At 43.6% G+C, this 1689-nt stretch carries 3 protein-coding genes; all 3 read right to left on the reverse strand.

The genetic code is table 11. The features are described 5' to 3' along the window. Window positions 1-1009, reverse strand: a 1009-nt coding sequence (locus A3757_RS02005) for a hybrid sensor histidine kinase/response regulator (protein ID WP_197469656.1), incomplete at its 3' end; no start/stop codon positions are given. 13 nt (window positions 1010-1022) lie between these two features. Next, complete coding sequence (locus tag A3757_RS02010; protein WP_068514054.1) at window positions 1023-1457, reverse strand: hypothetical protein; 435 nt, start codon at window positions 1455-1457, stop codon at window positions 1023-1025. Window positions 1458-1478: 21 nt separating this feature from the next. After that, window positions 1479-1689 (reverse strand): hypothetical protein (locus A3757_RS26140; protein WP_197469657.1); only part of this gene is annotated, 211 nt, incomplete at its 5' end.

Genomic DNA, 1689 nt, shown 5'->3' on the forward strand with positions numbered 1-1689 from the left:
CGTTATTTAATTGCCCGACTTCGGTAAAGATCCGCTTATGGTCTCGCGGGTCTATTCCGATGCCTGTATCTGATACTTCAAAGATAATGCGTTGTCCGCTAGTGGGGTTGAAGTCAGTGTTAAGGCGAATGTTGACGCTACCGCTTTGAGTGAATTTGATGGCATTATCAACAAGGTGCTGCAGCATTGAATAAATTTTCTTTTCATCGCTTAGCATTGTTAGGCCATCAGGGTAATCAATTGAGAAGTCCAAGCCTTTTTCAAGCGCTGCTTGCCTGAAGTTGGTTTCGAGCTTTAAGGCGAGAGAGCTGATATCGAAGTTTTTTGATATCATTCCCTTAGCGCCCAGAGAGGCGCTGGAGATATCGATCAGGGTTGTAATAATTGCGTTGATCTGGTTAGTGCTTTCAAATATTCGGCTAAGGGCATCGATACCAGATTTACCCAAAGGAGTCTCTTCGTCTTTTTTCTTCAGGGCTTTTGAAAAGCCAAGTATTCCATTGAGAGGGGTTCTGAGTTCATGGCTCAAGGTTGTTAAAAAACGGCGTCGAGACTCTTCTGCTTTGCCCAGATTTTCTTCCGTTGCGATTGATTGGGCAAAGCGATTAGCGGTATCGCATAGCATTTTGTAGTGCTTGATTTTACTTAGTAATTCTTTATGGCTAACAGGAGGGTGTATAATTTCGTTGCCGCCTGCTCGATAGTATTTTTCCTTGTCTTCGATGCTGGCCTTGTCAGAGATCAATATTGTAGTGAACGCAGAATCCTTTGCTTGCAGCTTGAAAGAGATGACTAGCTGGATGCAACGAACCATATCATTGGGTTGGTCAAGTATTAAAAACGTTGTAGGAACTTTCAGGAATCTGCTTTTCAGCTCATCTTCATTACTAATTTGCTCGACCTGGTAGCCGCTCGAGATTAGAGCGTCAACGAGAGCTGCGTTATTGTGCTTTCTTTCGCCGTACCAAATGATAGAGGTGAACGTATTGAATGACTTGGGTAAGTTCATGCACTGGACTCTGTTATGTGTTCTTTGCTAGTACTTCATACAGACCTTCCAGTACCAGGCCTAACTCATTCTCGAGGTTCTTAGCGCTATCTTTCATACCTTCAAGTTTGTCACTTGCTTGATAGGCTAGTGCCATTAGTTGTTCTTCCTGATCTTCGTCCAGGCCTAAGGAAAATAGTTTGGCTTCCAGTTCAGTAATCATATCAAGCATAACTTGTCGAACAGTGACATCATGTTCAGCAAGTTTATTGGTTAGCTGTTTGACCTGTTTTTCGGTCATACCTATAGCGCGGCCTAGTACATCTTTACGCTGGTCGGTCATTGATATTTGAGATTGAAGTGTGAGCAGTCGGCCATCGCAGATGCTTGATAAAACTGCGAGGTGATCTTTGAAACGACCGTAGCGGCTTTCATCGTCAACTGGCATATCATTTATAAGTACACCCATGGAGTCGCTGCAAACCATCGTTCAGACGCCAATGCTGATAATTCGCTCTTTAGAGTTTCTGAATTTGCTTAGTACGCGAGCTTCCATAGAGTCTTGCGAGCAATTAATAAAAACACTAGGGGTGCCATAGATGACAGCGGATGCGCTCAAGCCGAAGCCTGATGCAACTTCACATAGTTTTTGTCCAATGCCTTCCAGTGTTGTGATTTCCTGAGAGGTTTTCACGAATTCG

The sequence above is a fragment of the Oleiphilus sp. HI0117 genome (assembly GCF_001635235.1).

Excerpts from the sequence above, each read along its gene's own strand:
- A3757_RS02010 (WP_068514054.1), bottom strand. The coding sequence starts at position 1,457 with ATGGGTGTACTTATAAATGATATGCCAGTTGACGATGAAAGCCGCTAC.